14 protein-coding genes and 1 pseudogene are annotated in these 16,286 nt (G+C 65.4%); 5 read left to right on the top strand and 10 right to left on the bottom strand.

The features are described from left to right. Window positions 1-13: 13 nt before the first annotated feature. From N2604_RS22740 to N2604_RS22725, 4 genes and pseudogenes are all read right to left on the bottom strand, one after another. Complete coding sequence (locus N2604_RS22740) at window positions 14-2,329, bottom strand: TonB-dependent siderophore receptor (RefSeq protein WP_260370437.1); 2,316 nt, start codon at window positions 2,327-2,329, stop codon at window positions 14-16. A gap of 196 nt (window positions 2,330-2,525) precedes the next feature. Further along, complete coding sequence (locus tag N2604_RS22735) at window positions 2,526-3,191, bottom strand: methionine ABC transporter permease (protein WP_260370436.1); 666 nt, start codon at window positions 3,189-3,191, stop codon at window positions 2,526-2,528. Further along, a complete protein-coding gene (locus N2604_RS22730) occupies window positions 3,181-4,221 on the bottom strand; it encodes a methionine ABC transporter ATP-binding protein (protein ID WP_409241744.1) in 1,041 nt (346 codons plus the stop codon). Before N2604_RS22730 ends, N2604_RS22735 begins: the two co-directional genes overlap by 11 nt. Window positions 4,222-4,542: 321 nt before the next feature. Then, window positions 4,543-4,784 (bottom strand): annotated as a pseudogene (locus tag N2604_RS22725) (anion permease); the annotation flags it as partial. A 232-nt stretch (window positions 4,785-5,016) separates the two neighbouring features. Between N2604_RS22725 and nthA the strand changes: the two are divergent. Genes nthA through N2604_RS22710 form a run of 3 tightly spaced genes read left to right on the top strand, consistent with a single transcriptional unit; the run spans window position 5,017 to window position 6,685 of the window. Continuing rightward, window positions 5,017-5,652: a nitrile hydratase subunit alpha gene (nthA, locus tag N2604_RS22720; RefSeq protein ID WP_260370434.1), complete on the top strand. Its 636-nt coding sequence runs from the start codon at window positions 5,017-5,019 to the stop codon at window positions 5,650-5,652. Beyond that, on the top strand, window positions 5,649-6,308 hold the full coding sequence (gene nthB, locus N2604_RS22715) for a nitrile hydratase subunit beta (RefSeq protein WP_260370433.1): 660 nt from the start codon (window positions 5,649-5,651) through the stop codon (window positions 6,306-6,308). The genes nthA and nthB overlap by 4 nt, the downstream gene beginning before the upstream one ends. Then, a complete protein-coding gene (locus tag N2604_RS22710; protein WP_260370432.1) occupies window positions 6,308-6,685 on the top strand; it encodes a nitrile hydratase accessory protein in 378 nt (125 codons plus the stop codon). The genes nthB and N2604_RS22710 overlap by 1 nt, the downstream gene beginning before the upstream one ends. Before the next feature lie 186 nt (window positions 6,686-6,871). On the opposite strand, the gene queC is transcribed toward N2604_RS22710, so the two are convergent. Continuing rightward, window positions 6,872-7,585 carry a 7-cyano-7-deazaguanine synthase QueC gene (queC, locus tag N2604_RS22705; RefSeq protein ID WP_260370431.1) on the bottom strand — a complete coding sequence of 238 codons (714 nt, stop codon included), beginning with the start codon at window positions 7,583-7,585 and terminating at the stop codon, window positions 6,872-6,874. Between the two features lie 127 nt (window positions 7,586-7,712). Between queC and mazG the strand changes: the two genes are divergently transcribed. After that, the gene (gene mazG / locus N2604_RS22700; protein ID WP_260370430.1) at window positions 7,713-8,555 is read left to right on the top strand and encodes a nucleoside triphosphate pyrophosphohydrolase; all 843 of its coding nucleotides are present in this window, start codon (window positions 7,713-7,715) and stop codon (window positions 8,553-8,555) included. Between the two features lie 91 nt (window positions 8,556-8,646). Here mazG and hflX read toward each other — a convergent pair whose 3' ends face one another. From hflX to N2604_RS22680, 4 genes are all read right to left on the bottom strand, one after another. After that, window positions 8,647-10,029 (bottom strand): GTPase HflX, encoded by a 1,383-nt coding sequence (gene hflX, locus N2604_RS22695; RefSeq protein ID WP_260370429.1) that lies wholly within the window; start codon window positions 10,027-10,029, stop codon window positions 8,647-8,649. Window positions 10,030-10,040: 11 nt separating this feature from the next. Then, complete coding sequence (gene hfq / locus N2604_RS22690; protein WP_007591126.1) at window positions 10,041-10,289, bottom strand: RNA chaperone Hfq; 249 nt, start codon at window positions 10,287-10,289, stop codon at window positions 10,041-10,043. Window positions 10,290-10,538: 249 nt separating this feature from the next. Continuing rightward, window positions 10,539-11,909: a sigma-54 dependent transcriptional regulator gene (locus N2604_RS22685; protein WP_197952561.1), complete on the bottom strand. Its 1,371-nt coding sequence runs from the start codon at window positions 11,907-11,909 to the stop codon at window positions 10,539-10,541. Window positions 11,910-11,926: 17 nt separating this feature from the next. Further along, window positions 11,927-14,347, bottom strand: a complete 2,421-nt coding sequence (locus N2604_RS22680) for a PAS domain-containing sensor histidine kinase (RefSeq protein ID WP_260370428.1) — start codon at window positions 14,345-14,347, stop codon at window positions 11,927-11,929. Between the two features lie 177 nt (window positions 14,348-14,524). Here N2604_RS22680 and N2604_RS22675 point away from each other — a divergent pair, with 177 nt between their 5' ends. Further along, window positions 14,525-14,671, top strand: coding sequence for a hypothetical protein (locus N2604_RS22675; protein WP_260370427.1), 147 nt, complete (start codon window positions 14,525-14,527; stop codon window positions 14,669-14,671). Window positions 14,672-14,840: 169 nt separating this feature from the next. Here the strand turns inward: N2604_RS22675 and ntrC are convergent, their stop codons facing one another. Continuing rightward, window positions 14,841-16,283: a nitrogen regulation protein NR(I) gene (gene ntrC / locus N2604_RS22670; protein ID WP_025036261.1), complete on the bottom strand. Its 1,443-nt coding sequence runs from the start codon at window positions 16,281-16,283 to the stop codon at window positions 14,841-14,843. Window positions 16,284-16,286 lie beyond the last annotated feature (3 nt).

Genomic DNA, 16,286 nt, shown 5'->3' with positions numbered 1-16,286 from the left:
ACCGTCTTCGATTTCACCAGCGATAAGTCAGCTTGCCGATGGCCTTGCGTCCCTCGGCATAGAAGCAGCCGGCCAGGCTGTAGCACGCAGCGACATAGCGCGTATCGGCAAGGTTGGTCACGTTCAGCGACAGCCGCCAATTGTCGTGGCTGTAGGCCAGCAGCGCGTCCAGCACGGTCGATGCGCCCACCTTGAAGGTGTTGGCGTCGTCGCCCCAGGTCGCGCCGACATGGCGGATGCCGCCGCCGAATTGCAGACCGGCGAGCGGCCCGGTCTGCAGCGTGTAGTCGCTCCACAGCGAAGCGCGGTTGAGCGGCACCGTGGTCGGCGCCTTGCCGACATTCACCGGATCCTGCGTAACCATGGCATCGACATAGGCATAGGCGGCGCGCAGGTTCCAGCCGTCGGCGAGCGACATCGTGCCTTCGAGCTCGATGCCGCGCGACTTCACCTGCCCAATCTGTTCGTAAGAGGTGGCTGCGGGCACGTATACCGCGAGGTTGTCGCGCGTCAGGTCGAAGGCGGCGAAAGTGAACAACGCGTTCCAGCCGACCGGCTGGTACTTGACGCCGACCTCGTACTGGACGCCCGACTCGGGATTGAGCATCTGTCCGCCAACCCCGGTTGCGAGCAGCGGCAGGAACGATTCCGAGTAGCTGAAATAGGGCGCGATGCCGTTGTCGAAATTGTACATGACGGCGGCGCGGCCGGTGAAGGCCGAAGCATCCTTCGCGACCGTCGTGTTGGCGAGACCGTTGTCGATCTGCGTCGTCACGAAATCCTGGCGACCGCCGAACTGGAACGAGAGCCGGCCGAGCTTGATCTGATCCTGCGCATAGAGGCCTACTTGCGACTGCTTGACGCCGGTGTTGTCGCTCATGGCGCCTATGGCGTAGTCGTAGCTGTAGTTCGGGTTGAAAACGTTGATCTCGGGGGACGAGGTCGTGACCCCAAAGGCGGTGTCGCGGAAGGACGAGTTGCGATAGTCGACGCCGACCAGCGTTGTATGGCTGAGAATGCCGGTGTTGAACTTGCCCTGGAGCTGATTATCCACGGCGAAGGAGTTGATGTAGGAGTTGCTGTAGCTGCCATAGCGTGCGAGCTGCCCTGCGGCTTCGTCGGTATAGCCCCCGCCGTAAAACACCTTCTCCTCGTTGTGCTGATAGGCGTAGCGCAGGTTCTGGCGGAACGTGAGGTAGTCGGTAAAATCGTGCGAGAGCTGGTAGCCGGCGGTCGCGATTTCGGTGTTGAACGCGTCGAAGCCCGGCACGCCCGCGAAGAACGAGACCGGAATGGTGCGGCCGTTGTTCGGCCACACCGTACCCGAGGCTGGTAGGAACTGGAGACCCCACCCTGCTCGATCGCGCTGATAGTTGGCGAGCAAGGTGATGGTGGTGTCCTCGTTCGGCTTGAAAGTGACGGCGGGCGCGATGAAGACGCGATTGTCCTTGCTGAAGTCGACCTGGGTCTCGCCGTCGCGCACGACGCCGGTCAGGCGCCACAGCACCGTGCCTTCCTTGTTGGCAGGGCCGCCCATGTCGAATTGGCCCTGATAGCGGTTGAAGCTGCCGCCGGAGATCGAGACCTCGCCGAATTGCTGCGCCGTCGGCAGCTTGGTCACGTAGTTGAGGACGCCGCCGGTGCCGCTGCCGCCGTACATGGCGGAGGATGGACCCTTGAGCACCTCGATGCGCTCGGCCCCATAGGGCTCGAGGCCATTGAAGTGCACGTAGTTGCTGGAGGGAATCCGCAAGCCGTCAACGTAGAGGCCCGGCATGGTCATGTCGAAGCCGCGGATCTGGAGGCCGCCGAAGCGGGTGTCCGAGCCGCCATTGACGTCGCCGCTGACACCGGCGGTGTAGCGCAGGGCCTCGCCGATCGAGACCGCGCCCTGATTCCTGACCTGGTCGGTGGTGATGACCGACACCGACTGCGGCGTTTCGATCAAGGGCGTATCGGTCTTGGTGGCGGTGCCGCTGCGCGTCGCCACGAAGCCGCGTACCGGACCGTTGGCGCGCTCAGCCGTGGCACCATTCGATGAGGCCGACTGCGTTGGCGCAGCCTGCTGCGCCGGGCCGCGACGATTGGCGCGTGCGGTGCGCGCCGCCGCAGCCCGCCGCGACGGCGCAATCGCCGCCGGACGTGTGCGCTGCGCCGGCGCTTCGACGGTGATCGCAGGAATCTGCGTCTGCGCCTCCGCGGCAGCGAAGGGAATGATGAGAGAGAATGTGCTGACCGCCCCGAGGAAAAGCACCTGAATCTGTCGACGACGCGTGTCGCCACGCGAAGAAAATTGAAAGTCGCTCACGTCTTTCTCGGCCCCACGCACTGCCGGCTTCGCCGGTACCGTTTTTGATGCCCCGCCCTAGCTCAGGCGGTTTTCGAGTGCGAGAGGAACCGGGTTAGAATTTCTCCAGACGTGTGCGCGGCATGTGCGGCGAATGCGCTCACGCATGCTTCGCGGTTTGGAATGTTTCCAGACACGCAGAAGCAGAATCTGCTTGGCTGCAACATCCGGAAATGATTCAGCGATGCCGCAGCCGGCGATTGACCCGGCGCGCCAGGTAATCGCCGGCGCTCTGGACGATCTGCACCAGTGCGATCAGCACGACCACGACGGCCAGCATCATCTCCGGCATGAAGCGCTGATAGCCGTAGCGGATGCCGAGGTCGCCAAGGCCGCCGCCGCCGACCGCGCCGACCATCGCGGAGTAGCCGAGCAGGCTGACGACGGCGAGCGTCAGCGCCAGCAGCAGTCCTGGCAGCGCCTCCGGGATCAGAACCTTGAACACGATCTGGAGCGGCGAAGCGCCGAACGAGGACGCAGTCTCGATCAGGCCGCCGTCGACCTCGCGGATCGCAGCTTCGACGAGGCGCGCGATGAACGGCGTCGAGGCGATCGTCAGCGGCACGATCGCCGCGGTCGAGCCGATCGAGGTGCCGGCAACGAGGCGCGTGAACGGGATGATGGCGACGACCAGGATGATGAACGGCGTCGAGCGCGTCGCGTTGACGACGATGCCGAGCACGCGATTGACGATGGGCGCCGCGAACAGCTCGCCTTTGCGGCTGGTGGCCAGGAAGACGCCGAGCGGCAGGCCGAAGGCGGTGCCGAGCAGCGCTGCGATGCCGACCATGTACAGGCTCTCGCCCGTGGCCTGGACGATCAGGTTGATGAGTTCAGGCGACATAGCCGAGACGCTCCGCCGAGAATTGATATTGAGAGAGCCAGCCGAGCGTTCGCGTCACCGCGTCCTCGCCGCCGGGAATACCGAGCGTGAGCGAGCCAACATGCTGGCCGCCGATCTCGTCGATGCGCGCCGACAGCAGCGCGACGTCGAGCCCAAGCTCGCGCGCAAGCCGGGCCACCACGGTGTCGCCGGCCCCTGCCCCGCGCACCTGGACCCGGATCACGGCCTGCCCGCCGGCAGGCCGCTCCGCAACGATCCGGCTCGCCAGCGACACCGGCAGGCTGTCGCCGATCACCTCGGCCAGGAAGGACTGCGTGATCGGATGTCTTGGATGCGTGAAGATGTCGGCGACGTGGCCGCTCTCGACGACGCGGCCTGCATCGAGCACCACCACCTCCTTGGCGAGCTGGCGCACCACGGACATCTCATGCGTGATCAGCACGATGGTCACGCCGAGTTCGCGGTTGATGCTCGCAAGCAGATCGAGGATCGCGCGCGTGGTCTGCGGATCGAGGGCCGAGGTCGCCTCATCCGACAGCAGCACGCTCGGCCGCGTCGCCAGCGCGCGGGCGATGCCGACGCGCTGCTTCTGGCCGCCGGACAGTTCGGAGGGATAACGATCGTGCTTGTCGGCGATGCCGACCAGTGCGAGCAGCTCGGCGACGCGAGCCTTGATGTCGGCCTTGGCCCAGCCGGCGATCTCCAGCGGCAGCGCGATGTTGTCGGCCGCGGTGCGCGAGGACAGCAGGTTGAAGTGCTGGAAGATCATGCCGATCGAGCGCTGCGCCAGCCGCAGCTCGCGGCCGGCGAGCGCGGAGATATCGCTGTTGTCCACGATCACGCGGCCTGTGGTCGGCTTCTCCAGCCCGTTGATGAGCCGAACCAGGCTCGATTTGCCGGCGCCGGAGCGGCCGATCACGCCAGTGATGGAGCCGCGCCGAATGGCGAAGTCGATGTCCTGCAGCGCGTTGACGCCGGGCTTGCCGCGATAGGCCGGGTAGGTCTTGGAGATGCCGGCGAAACGGACCATCGCATCCGGCTCGGCCGGCGCGGGTGAAATCGCTTCAAGCGTTTCGATCGGTCGTCCGATCGCGAGCGATTGGTGGGCATTCATGGGAGGCGGCCTTCATGCACAATAGTCGCGTTCCCGGGTGCGCGCTCGGGAACCAGGTCGATGGGGAAGAGAGACGGTGAGGATCCGGGACGAACGCGCTGCACCGCAGCACGCACCATCGCCTTTTCCGGTCTTTCTTGCAATTTCAGATATTTGGCGGGAGTTGGACGAAGATTTCCCAATCCCTCCCAGGAGCAGAATATTCCTCCGCCAACGGGAATCAGCGTCCAGACTGGCTCAGTTGACCATCAGCCCGGGCAGCACGATCAGCAGGAGCCCCGCGAAATTATAGCCGCTGCCGAAATAGATCGCGCGGGTCCCGTCGCGTAAGGCGAGATCACGCCCATCAGGCCGAGCGAATACATGCAGAGCATGGCAAGGGTCGTGACCGGCAGGTCGGCGATGCCCGAGCCGACCGCGAGCACCACCGGCAGCACAGCGGCGGCATGCGAGGGGATGCTCGAGAAGAAATAATGGATTCCTCGATTGTCGTCGCGTCGGTCCGGCCAAGCTGACCGAGCCCTTTTGTCTCTGCGCCGCGTATACGGATTGTCCTCGGTTCAATCAATGGCCGTCCGGACCATCTTTTGGGATGGCTTCGCCAGGTTGCCGGCGGCAATGTCAACGCACACCAGCGTCACGAAGACGTGGCCGGATTGCGCTGCAACGAACGCTCGACAGAAACGGACCCTTGCGCCTATCTTTGCCGCCATGAGCCACGATCACGACCACCATCATCACCACGATCACGACCATTCCGAGCTGTCCGAGACCGAGCTGCGCGTGCGTGCGCTCGAGACGATCCTGACCGAAAAGGGCTATGTCGAGCCGGCTGCGCTCGATGCCATCATCCAGGCCTATGAGACCAAGATCGGCCCGCACAATGGTGCGCGCGTTGTCGCCAAGGCCTGGACCGATCCGGCGTTCAAGACGGCGCTGCTGGAGGATGGCTCCAAGGCCATCGGCACGCTCGGCCATGTCAGCCGGGTCGGCGATCATCTCGTCGTCGTCGAGAACACGCCCGAGCGGCACAACATGGTCGTGTGCACGCTGTGCTCCTGCTATCCCTGGGAAATGCTCGGGCTGCCGCCGGTCTGGTACAAGGCCGCGCCCTACCGCTCCCGCGCGGTGAAGGACCCGCGCGGCGTGCTCGCCGATTTCGGCGTCGCGGTCCCCAAGGATACGGAGATCCGGGTGTGGGATTCCACCGCCGAGACGCGCTTCCTGGTGCTGCCGATGCGCCCCGCGGGCACGGAAGGCTGGAGCGAGGAGCAGCTCGCCGAGCTCGTGACGCGCGACTCCATGATCGGCACTGGTTTCCCCAGGACGCCGGGAGCACCGTCGTGAACGGCGTGCACGACATGGGCGGCATGGACGGGTTCGGCAAGGTCGAGCCCGAGCCGAACGAGCCGATGTTTCACGAGGAATGGGAGTCGCGCGTGCTGGCCATGGTGCGCGCGATGGGCGCGGCCGGCGCCTTCAACATCGACACCTCGCGCTTCTATCGCGAGACCTTGCCGCCGCATGTGTACCTGTCGAGCTCCTATTACAAGAAATGGTTCCTCGGGCTCGAGGAGATGCTGATCGACAAGGGCTATCTCACCCGCGAGGAAGTCGCTGCCGGCCATGCGATGCAGCCTGCAAAGGCGCTCAAGCACGGCAAGTTCGACCGCGCCAATGTCGAGCGCGTGATGGTGCGCGGCAAGTTCGACCGCCCTGCTCCGGCTCCGGCGAAATTCAAGATCGGCGATCGCGTCCGCGCCAGGAATATTCACCCTGCCACACACACGCGGCTGCCGCGCTATGTGCGCGGCCATGTCGGCGTGGTCGAGCTGAACCACGGCTGCCACGTGTTTCCGGACACGGCGGCGATGGAGCGCGGCGAGAACCCGCAATGGCTCTACACCGTCGTATTCGAAGGCCGCGATCTCTGGGGCGAGGACGGCGATCCCACGTTGAAAGTCTCGATCGACGCGTTCGAGCCCTATCTGGACCCGGCGTGATGAGCAGCGCACTTACGGCCGCGGCAACGGCGGCGATCCCGAGCATTCCGCGCGACGACGACGGCCCGGTGTTCCGCGCGCCCTGGGAGGCGCATGCGTTTGCGATGGCCTTGAGCCTGCACGAGCGGGGCGTATTCACCTGGCCGGAATGGGCCGCCGCACTCGCGGACGAGATCAAGCGCGCCCAGGCCGCCGGCGACCCTGACAGCGGCGAGACCTACTATCTGCACTGGCTCGCCACGCTGGAAGGCCTCGTGGCGCGCAAGGGCGTCGCCTCGATGGAGACGCTGCACCGCTATCGCGACGCCTGGGACCACGCCGCGGATCGCACGCCACACGGCAAGCCGATCGAGCTGCGGCCGGAGGATTTTGGCTAGCGCGTTTACGCTCGTCATTGCGAAGCTCGTGTCCCGGACAAGCTGCAACGCGTATTCGTTGCGGCGCAGAGCCGGGACCCAGACGGCGATATGATACGATACGGAAATATGGGGCCCGGCTCTGCAGCGCATCGCTGAAGAAGCGCTGCGCTGCGCCCGGGGCACGAAAGAGGGAGCACGGCGCGCCTACCGCCCCGCCACGTACTCGTTCCACCCCTTCGCCCGCAAACTGCACGCCGGGCACTCACCGCAGCCATAGCCCCATTCATGCCGCGCGCCGCGTTCGCCGAGATAGCAGGTGTGAGATTGCTCACGGATGAGGTCGACGAGCCCCTCGCCGCCGAGATCGTGCGCCAGCTTCCAGGTCGCGGCCTTGTCGATCCACATCAGTGGCGTGTGCAGCTCGAACTGGTTGGCCATGCCGAGCGAGAGCGCAGACTGCATGGCGCGGATGGTCTCGTCGCGGCAATCGGGATAGCCGGAATAGTCGGTCTCGCACATGCCGCCGACGATGTGGCTGATGCCGCGCCGATAGGCCAGGGCCGCGGCGAAGGTGAGGAACACGAGGTTGCGACCCGGCACGAAGGTGTTGGGCAGACCGTCCGCCCCCATCGCGATTGCGACGTCGCGGGTCAGCGCCGTCTCGGAGACGGCGGCAAGCGTCGGGATCGACAGCGTGTGGCTCTCGCCGAGCTTTGCGGCCCAATCGGCGCGCAGGCCCTTGATGCCGTCGAGCAGGCAGTCGCGGCAGGCCAGCTCGATGGCGTGGCGCTGGCCGTACTCGAACCCCAGCGTCTCCACACGGGCGAAGCGGCTCAGCGCCCAGGCAAGGCAGGTGGTGGAATCCTGGCCGCCGGAGAACAGCACCAGCGCGGTTTCGGAGGAAAATGCATCACTCATGGCCCGCGCTTTAGCATCGCGCGACTTGCCCGCCAATCGGTGGAAATCGGCCTGTTCCGCCGCCTTGCGCTGGGATCGGCGGCCCGCTTTTGGCATAAGGCTCTGGACCCCAGGAGACTGCCCTGCAATGACCCCTTCCCGCGATATCTCCCGCCTGATCGAGATCATGGCGGCGCTGCGCACCCCGGTGACCGGCTGCCCCTGGGACCTCGAGCAGGACTTTGCGACGATTGCGCCCTACACGATCGAGGAAGCCTATGAGGTGGTCGACGCCATCACCCGCGGCGATCTCGACGATCTCAGAGAGGAGCTCGGCGACCTCCTGCTCCAGGTCGTGTTCCACGCGCAGATGGCCTCGGAGCAGAACGCGTTCGATTTTGGTGACGTGGTCGAGGCCATCACCCGCAAGATGATCCGCCGTCATCCCCACGTCTTCGCCGACAAGGACGGCAATCTCGCCCCCTCCCACGTCAAGGAAGTCTGGGACCGCATCAAGGCCGAGGAGAAGGCCGAGCGCGCCGCACGCCGGCCGCCGGAGGCGACGCCCTCGCACAAATCGCTGCTGTCGGGCGTGAAGGCCGGCCAGCCCGCTTTGACCCGCGCGATGGAGCTGCAGCGCAAGGCCTCCACCGTCGGCTTCGACTGGAACGACCCGCGCGCGGTCCTGCAAAAGATCCGGGAAGAGGTCGACGAGATCGAGGCGGCACTCGACCGCAACGACAAGCAAGAGATTGCGGAAGAGACCGGCGACCTGATGTTCGCCCTCGTCAATCTCGTCCGCCACGTCGACGCCGATCCGGAAGCTGCACTGCGCGCGACCAACGCCAAATTCGAGCGGCGCTTCGCCTATATCGAGCGGGCGCTGGAGGCCCAGGGCCGCATGCTCGAGCAGGCCTCGCTGGCGGAGATGGACGCGCTGTGGAATGCGGCGAAGGATGAGGAGCCGGCCCAACAAGCCCGAAGCTCGTAACCCGGATGGAGCGCAGCGCAATCCGGGGCGCTTGGCACTGTGACATCCCGGATTTCGCTACGCTCCATCCGGGCTACGAAGTAGCACCGGCTTACGCGGATAGATGCGGCACGGCGTCGAACCTGTTCACCACGATATCCCGCTTGGTCTCGTCCACCCGCACGGTCATGTCGAAGCGGCCGTCGTGCAGCTCCTTCGACAGCACCTCGGCATTGCGGTGCAGCCAGCTGATGCCGGCGCCGTCGGCGGCGTCGATGGAGAGATCGAGCGTGGTGCGCTTGGCAGCCAGGCGTTGCTCGATCGCGGCGAGCAGAGCATCGATGCCCTCGCCCGACACCGCTGAGACCAGCATCGCCGGATGATCCTCCGGCCTGCGCGCGGCGATGTTGAGCAGCTCTTCGCGTTGCTCGGGGTCGAAGCGGTCGATCTTGTTCCAGACCTCGATGATGCGGCCGGAATCGTCCGGGTTGATGCCGAGCTGGCGCAGCACCGCGTCGACGTCGCTCTGCTGCGCCTCGGCGTCTTCATGCGAGATGTCGCGGACATGCAGGATGACGTCGGCCTCCAGCACCTCCTCCAGCGTGGCGCGGAAGGCGGCGACGAGCTGCGTCGGCAGGTTGGAGATGAAGCCGACGGTGTCCGACAGCATCGCCTTGCCGCCATGCGGCAGGTTGAGCGCCCGCAAGGTGGGATCGAGCGTCGCGAACAGCATGTCGGCCGCCTGCACGTCGGCGCGGGTCAGGCGATTGAACAGCGTCGACTTGCCGGCATTGGTGTAACCGACCAGCGCGACGACACGATACGGCACGCGTTGACGGCCGGCGCGATGCAGGCGCCGCGTCGCCTGCACCTTTTTCAGCTCGCTCTCCAGCTTGGAGATGCGCTCCTGGATCAGGCGGCGGTCGGCCTCGATCTGGGTCTCGCCGGGACCACCCATGAAGCCGAAACCGCCTCGCTGGCGTTCGAGATGGGTCCAGGAGCGCACCAGGCGCGAGCGCTGGTAGTTGAGATGCGCAAGCTCGACCTGCAGCGAGCCTTCCCTGGTCTTGGCGCGGCGGCCGAAGATTTCGAGAATGAGCCCGGTGCGGTCGAGCACCTTGGCGTGCCATTCCTTCTCGAGGTTGCGTTGCTGGATCGGCGACAATGCGCAATCCATCACCACGAGCTCGACCTCGAGGGTCTTGATCAGCCCGGCGATCTCCTCGACCTTGCCCTTGCCGATATAGGTCGCAGGACGGATCTGGCTGACCGGAGCGACGATGGCGTCGGCAATGACGAGATCGATCGCACGCGCGAGGCCGACGGCTTCATCAAGCCGGGCCTCGGTATCTCGCAAGGCATGGGACTCCGATTGCGCGTCGGCACTGCCCGCGCGCACGCGCAAGTAGGGGCCGATGACAAGCACCCGCCCCGTCTGCGTAGCCCCTGCCGACCGCGGGCGGTCGGCATCCCCGTCGAAATTCCGGGGTTCCAATCAGATCACTCTCAAGCCGGCTGGTCCTCGCCGCCTTCGAACAGCTGAATCGGAGCGCCCGGCATGATGGTCGAGATCGCATGCTTGTAGACGAGCTGCGAATGACCGTCGCGCCGAAGCAGCAAACAGAAATTGTCGAACCAGGTCACGATGCCCTGGAGCTTCACTCCGTTGACCAGAAAGATCGTCAGTGGCGTCTTGGTTTTGCGAACGTGATTAAGGAAGGTGTCCTGTAGGTTTTGTGCGCGGTCTGCCGCCATTGTTTTTTTCTCGCTTTGAGTTTCTTTTTATTGCGCCGGATGCGGCCCTCTTTGTGGAGTTCGGGGCCTCCTCCGGTTGCCGTCCTTCATGAGATCCCCCTCGGAAGGAACAGCGGTTCGATTAGAGGACAGGTCGGGATATTAGGCAAGCCGCTTCAAGCGGCAGGCCCCGCCCTATTGCCCCGAAAAATTACGGAAATCGATGATTTTCTTCGCCTATTTCCGAGATGCCGCCGCAGCGTCGCAGCATCAGCCGACGCCGAGCGCTTTCAACTTCCGGTGCAAGGCCGAACGTTCCATGCCAACGAACTCGGCCGTTCGAGAAATATTTCCTGAGAAACGGCTGATCTGTGCAATCAAATAGTCGCGCTCGAACACTTCGCGTGCTTCGCGCAGCGGCAGGCCCATGATGTGCTCGCCATTGTTGCTGGTCGGCATCGCCGGCACCATCGAGCCGACGTCTTGCGGCAGCATGTCGGCGGTGATGATGACCTCCGGCCCGCCGGCGGCCAGAATCATGACTCTTTCAACGTTGTTGCGGAGCTGACGCACATTGCCGGGCCAGACATGCGACTGCAGCACCGCCATCGCGTCCTGACCAATCTGCCGCTTGGGCAGGCCGCTGCCGGCCGAGATCTGCTCCATGAAATAATCGATCAATTCCGGAATGTCCTCGCGCCGCTCCGACAGTGCGGGCACGCGGATCGGCACCACCGAAAGCCGGTGGTAGAGGTCCTCGCGGAAGCGGCCGGCCGCGATCTCCTCTTCGAGATTGCGGGCAGTCGATGAGATGATGCGCACGTCGACCTGCACCTTGGCGGTGCCGCCGACGCGCTGGAACGACTGCTCCACCAGCACGCGCAGGATCTTGTTCTGGGTCTCGCGCGGCATGTCCGCGATCTCGTCGATGAACAGCGTGCCGCCATGCGCTTCTTCGAGCGCGCCGGGCTTGCGCGGCTGCTCGCCATTGGACTGCTCGACGCCGAACAGCTCGTGCTCCATCCGCTCGGGCGTGATCGCGGCGGCGTTGATGACGACGAAGGGACCGTCGGCGCGGCCCGAGGCGGCATGCAGCGTGCGCGCGGTCAGCTCCTTGCCGGCGCCGGCGGGGCCGACGATCAGGATGCGGCTGTTGGCCTTGGCCGCGCGCTCGATGGTCTGGCGCAGCTGGTTCATGCTGGGCGAGCGGCCGACCAGCTGGCTGGCGCTCGGCGCGAGCTGCTTCAGCTCCTTGACCTCGCGCTTGAGCCGCGAGTTCTCCAGCGCTCTGGTCGCGACCAGGATGAGGCGGTCGGCCTTGAACGGCTTCTCGATGAAATCGTAGGCGCCGCGCTTGATCGCGGCGACCGCGGTCTCGATGTTGCCGTGGCCGGAGATCATCACGACCGGCAGATCGGCATTGTCCTTCTTGACCTGCTCCAGGAGCTGCAGGCCGTCGAGCTTGGAGCCTTGCAGCCAGATGTCGAGAAACACCAGATGCGGCCGACGATTGGCGATCTCGGCGAGCGCGGTGTCGCTGTCACGTGCGGTCCTGGTGACGAATCCCTCGTCTTCGAGAATGCCCGCAACGAGATCCCGAATATCGGCCTCATCATCGACAATCAGAATTTCACTTGCCATGGATCGCGCCTGTGTTGTCAGCTGCCTGTTGAGGCTTCGATTTTGGTTGAATCATTGGTCTTTTCAGCCGGCTCTTTGGTTCCGGCGGCCGGCTCTTTTGTTTCCCGGTTCTCGACGGATTCCCTCACCGTTTGCGTGATGTCGGGCTTGGAGCTCGTCTCGGTCGCGGCGTTTGCCGCCGGCACATGCTCCGTTGTCGCGGACTTCGCAGGTTGCCCTGATACGGCAAAGCGCATGCGCATCCAGGCGCCGCGCTGGCCTGCACGGAAGTCGGAGGCATCCTTCAGCTCGATCCGCCCGCCGTGGTCTTCCAGCACGCGGCCGACGATGGCGAGCCCGAGCCCGGTGCCCTTGGCGCGCGTGGTGACGTACGGCTCGAGCAGGCGCGATCGCGCGACCTTGGGCAGGCCGATGCCGTTGTCGATGACGTCGATCAGCACGTCGTCGCCCTCGCGCGACACGACGACGTCGATACGGCCCTTTCCACCGTCTTTGCCAAGCTCCTCGGGCGGGACCTGCTCGATCGCCTCGGTGGCGTTCTTGACGATGTTGGTGACCGCCTGCGAGATCAGGCGCCGGTCGAACTGGGCTCGCAGCGGATCCTGCTTGAACTCGGCCTCGATGTCGATCTCGGGATGGGCGACCTTCATCAGGAACACCGCTTGGCGCACGGTGTCGGCGACGTCCTCACCCTCCATCACGGGCTTGGGCATCCGCGCAAAGCGCGAGAACTCGTCGACCATGCGCCTGATGTCGTCGACCTGGCGCACGATGGTGTCAGTGCACTGGTCGAAGATCTGCTTGTCCTTGTCCTCGGTGATGGTCTTGCCGAACTTGCGGCGGATGCGCTCGGCCGAGAGCTGAATCGGGGTCAGCGGGTTCTTGATCTCGTGCGCGATGCGGCGCGCCACGTCGCCCCAGGCCGAGGTGCGCTGGGCCGAGACCAGCTCGGTGATGTCGTCGAGCGTGATGATGTAGCTGTCGTGCGGCTGGTTCTTCTCGGCGCTGACGCGGACCGACAGGTTGCGCTCGGTGCCGTCGCGGGTGATCGTGATCTGGCCCTGCACCAGGCGCTGGGTCCCTTCCCGCGCGGTCTTCATCATCTCGTCGAGCTCGGGCAGCACGTCGGAGAGCGGATGGCCGAGCGTCTCGGCTTCGGAGTGCCCGATCAGCTTCTCGGCGGAGCGATTGAGGATGCCGACGCTGCCGGACGCGTCGACGCCGATGATGCCGGCGCTCGCCGATGACAGCACCGCTTCGATGAAGCGGCGGCGACTGTCGATGAGGTCGCTGGCGCTCACGAGCTCGTCGCGCTGGCTGCGCAATTCCTGCGTCATCTTGTTGAAGGTCTCACCCAGCTGCGCCAGGTCGCCTTCCGACTGATGCACGGGCACCTGAACGTGCAGGTCGCCGGTCGAAACCGTGTGGGCCGCATTCATCAGCCGCCGGATCGGCGAGACCAGCGAGTTGGCGAAGTTGAGGCCGATCAGCACCGAGGCCATCAGGATGGTCAGCGCGATCACCGCGAACATCAGCGCGAAGGCGACCTGGATACCGAGCCGACGCGATTCGATCTGGGCGTATTCGGCGACGCTGACCTCGGTCTGCTTGAGCTGATTGACGACGTTCGGATCAAGTGGACGGGCGACATAGAGGAAGGTGTCGTTGAAGGCACGCAGGCGGATCACCGCCGCGACGAAGCTCGCATCGGGGAGCACCGCGATCTCGGGCTCGTTCTCGTTGACGTTGCTGAGAAAGTCCGGCGCCGGCGGCGAATAAGCGAGCCGCATGCCGGTGTCGGCGGATTCCAGAATGTTGGTGTTCTTGTCGATGATCATCGCGCCCGGCAGGTTGCGGGACGCGGCGCTCGCCGTCAGCATCTCGCGAAACGAGCGGCGATCCTGGTCGTACAGCGGCCGGGCATGGGCGATGTCGTTGGCCATGCCGAGAATGTCGCCGCGGATCAGTTGCGCATGGTCCTGCATGTAGGCCCGCGCGATCGTCAGCGAGTTCTGGATCACCTCCTTGGTCGGCCCGGAGAACAGCCGGTCGAGGCCGCGCTCGATGGTGACGTTGGCGACGACGGCGACCAGCACCGCCGGCAGCACCGCGACGATCGAGAACAGGCTGACGATCTGGACGTGAAGACGCGCCGCCGCCCTGCCCCGCCGCCGCGCCAGGATCAGCTGCCAGAGTTCCCGGATGATGATCCCGACCAGCAGCAGGATCGTGGCGGCATTGATCAGATAGAATGTGCGGACCACCCCGGGCGTCGGCTCGATCGTGCTCAGACCCGTCAGGACCAGGAAGGTCAGGAAGGCCGACAGCAGCGCCAGCGCCACGGCAAAGGGTGCCAGCCAGCGTCGCACCGACCAACGCCGGGGCTCTTCCGCTGGGGCCGTGTCAAAGTGTGCGGCCGAGGTATCTGCGCTGGTCATTCCGGCAATGGCGGTGCTGAAAACGGGTCCGCGGACGCGCGGATACTGATGTATTCGTACCACATTGTTGCCGAATTGCGACAATTCCGCGGCGTGTCGGCCGCAGCGGACCCGCGCAATCCACAGGCACATGCCGGAGAGGCGGGAACGGATTCCCGCCATTCCGGCTTGATCCGCATGGATAGGATCTGTCTCGCGACGATGGTTTCGGCCGTTCTGCTGCTGATCGTGGCCGCCGACCTCCTGGTCAACGGCCTCGCCCTTCAGCCGGCCCCGGTGAATATCGCCAGCGTGATGCCGGCATCCGGCCGGCTGGTCAGGTAGATGTGATGCCGCCGCGTCGGGGCCGAACGACCAATTTGAAAGGACGAGCGGAACATTTGGGCCCAGCGCGGACTTCTGCTCACCGCGTCAGCCACAACGGCCAGCGCGATCCGGACAGGCTCAGCTCTGCCTTGGTAGGGGGAGCTGAGCCACCGGGCGCTTGGAGAGACTAGCCCCCGCTCCGATACACCTGGATGTCGAGATCCCGGATCTTCTTCCGCAGCGTGTTGCGGTTGAGACCGAGCAGGTCCGCGGCGCGGATCTGGTTGCCGCGGGTGGCGGCGAGCGCGGCCGTGAGCAGCGGCACCTCGATCTCCTTGAGGATGCGGTGATAGAGACCGGGCGGCGGCACGCCGTTCGGGAAGCCCTGGAAGTGCGAGGACAGATACGCCTCCACGGCGCCGCCGAGATTGTCGACGCCCTGCTGGACCGCGGCGCCCGGGCTGACCGAGGGTGGTGCGAGCTCGCCGTCGATGACGGAGGCCGTGATCACGTCCTGCGGATAGAGCGCGGCGAGGCGCCGGGCGAGATTTTCCAGCTCGCGCACGTTGCCGGGCCAGCGGTGCTGCTTCAGCCGCTCCAGCGCCAGCGTGTCGAGCTTCTTCGGCGGCAATCCGTCCTTCTCGGCCAGCGTGAAGAAGTGCCGCACGAGATCCGGCAAGTCCTCGATGCGCTCGCGCAAGGGCGGCAGCCGCAGCGGAACGACGTTGAGGCGGAAGAACAGGTCTTCCCGGAACAGGCCCTGCTGGATCAACACGCGCAGGTCCTTGTTGGAGGCCGCGACGATGCGCACGTCGGTCTTGATCGGGGTGCGGCCGCCGACGGTGGTGTATTCGCCCTGCTGCAGCACGCGCAGCAGGCGGGTCTGCGCCTCCATCGGCATGTCGCCGATCTCGTCCAGGAACAACGTGCCGCCTTCGGCCTGCTCGAAGCGGCCGGAGGCGCGGGTGTTGGCGCCGGTGAAGGCGCCCCGCTCATGGCCGAACAGCTCGGACTCGATCAGATCGCGCGGGATCGCCGCCATGTTGACGGCGACGAACGGGCCGTTGCGGCGCTTGCCGTAATCGTGCAGCGCGCGTGCCACCAGCTCCTTGCCGGTGCCGGACTCGCCCGTGATCATCACGGTGAGGTCGGTCTGCATCAGGCGCGCCAGCACGCGGTAGATTTCCTGCATCGCCGGCGAACGGCCGACCAGCGGGATCGCCTCCATCTCGGCGTCCTCGTCCGGCGTCGAGGTCCGCTCCTTCGGCTCGGCGAGCGCGCGGCCGACGATGGCGATCAGCTCCTTGAGATCGAACGGCTTCGGCAGATATTCGTAAGCCCCGCGCTCGGAGGCGCGGATCGCCGTCATGAAGGTGTTCTGCGCGCTCATGACGATGACGGGCAGGTTCGGCCGCATCTTCTTGATCCGCGGCAACAGGTCGAAGGCGTTTTCGTCGGGCATCACCACGTCGGTGATGACGAGATCACCCTCGCCCTGGCTGACCCAGCGCCACAGCGTTGCGGCATTGCCGGTCAGCCGCACTTCGTAACCGGCGCGGGACAGTGCCTGATTGAGAACGGTGCGGATGGCGGTATCGTCATCGGCTACGAGAATGCTACCTGCGGGCATTGT

The sequence above is a fragment of the Bradyrhizobium sp. CB1015 genome, assembly GCF_025200925.1.
Classification (GTDB): domain Bacteria; phylum Pseudomonadota; class Alphaproteobacteria; order Rhizobiales; family Xanthobacteraceae; genus Bradyrhizobium.
Note: the sequence above shows the minus strand (reverse complement) of the source record. Positions and strands in the feature narration are given on the sequence as shown.

Excerpts from the sequence above, each read along its gene's own strand:
- N2604_RS22735 (WP_260370436.1), bottom strand. The coding sequence starts at position 3,191 with ATGTCGCCTGAACTCATCAACCTGATCGTCCAGGCCACGGGCGAGAGC.
- N2604_RS22730 (WP_409241744.1), bottom strand. The coding sequence starts at position 4,221 with ATGGTCCGTTTCGCCGGCATCTCCAAGACCTACCCGGCCTATCGCGGC.
- nthA (WP_260370434.1), top strand. The coding sequence starts at position 5,017 with ATGAGCCACGATCACGACCACCATCATCACCACGATCACGACCATTCC.
- N2604_RS22710 (WP_260370432.1), top strand. The coding sequence starts at position 6,308 with ATGAGCAGCGCACTTACGGCCGCGGCAACGGCGGCGATCCCGAGCATT.
- queC (WP_260370431.1), bottom strand. The coding sequence starts at position 7,585 with ATGAGTGATGCATTTTCCTCCGAAACCGCGCTGGTGCTGTTCTCCGGC.
- mazG (WP_260370430.1), top strand. The coding sequence starts at position 7,713 with ATGACCCCTTCCCGCGATATCTCCCGCCTGATCGAGATCATGGCGGCG.
- hfq (WP_007591126.1), bottom strand. The coding sequence starts at position 10,289 with ATGGCGGCAGACCGCGCACAAAACCTACAGGACACCTTCCTTAATCAC.
- N2604_RS22685 (WP_197952561.1), bottom strand. The coding sequence starts at position 11,909 with ATGGCAAGTGAAATTCTGATTGTCGATGATGAGGCCGATATTCGGGAT.
- N2604_RS22680 (WP_260370428.1), bottom strand. The coding sequence starts at position 14,347 with ATGACCAGCGCAGATACCTCGGCCGCACACTTTGACACGGCCCCAGCG.
- N2604_RS22675 (WP_260370427.1), top strand. The coding sequence starts at position 14,525 with ATGGATAGGATCTGTCTCGCGACGATGGTTTCGGCCGTTCTGCTGCTG.
- ntrC (WP_025036261.1), bottom strand. The coding sequence starts at position 16,283 with ATGCCCGCAGGTAGCATTCTCGTAGCCGATGACGATACCGCCATCCGC.